Raw genomic sequence first — 308 nt, 5'->3', positions numbered from 1 at the left:
AAAACTTTGATTCAGCTCCTAGCTGTTCTAACAATCCTTTATAAAAATGCCTAGGAGTTAGTTTTGAATCCGATAAATAAAGTACTTGGAATTTTCCATGATCAAGTCCATCGACAAATTTTCGAATTGTGGTTGTTTTACCTGTACCACAATCCCCAGTTAAAACGGCAAATAACTGTCTTTCTGCCGTATACTTTAATCGACCTAATATTTCCTGCATCGTAAAGGAATCATACAGTTGTGCAGTAGGTACATCCCTGGCAAAAGGAGTATGTTTCATTCCGTAAAAAAATTCAAACATCCTTGCC

The 308-nt window shown here is 36.4% G+C and carries 1 protein-coding gene; it reads right to left on the bottom strand.

What is annotated here, in order from left to right; all coding sequences use genetic code 11:
- Positions 1-308: AAA family ATPase (locus G6554_RS25420; RefSeq protein WP_242692177.1), on the bottom strand; the 308-nt coding region annotated here is incomplete at both ends.

Origin of the sequence: Bacillus sp. MM2020_4 (assembly GCF_011250555.1) — a bacterium.
In the GTDB taxonomy this organism is placed as follows: Bacteria; Bacillota; Bacilli; order Bacillales; family Cytobacillaceae; genus Neobacillus.
Note: the sequence above shows the minus strand (reverse complement) of the source record. Positions and strands in the feature narration are given on the sequence as shown.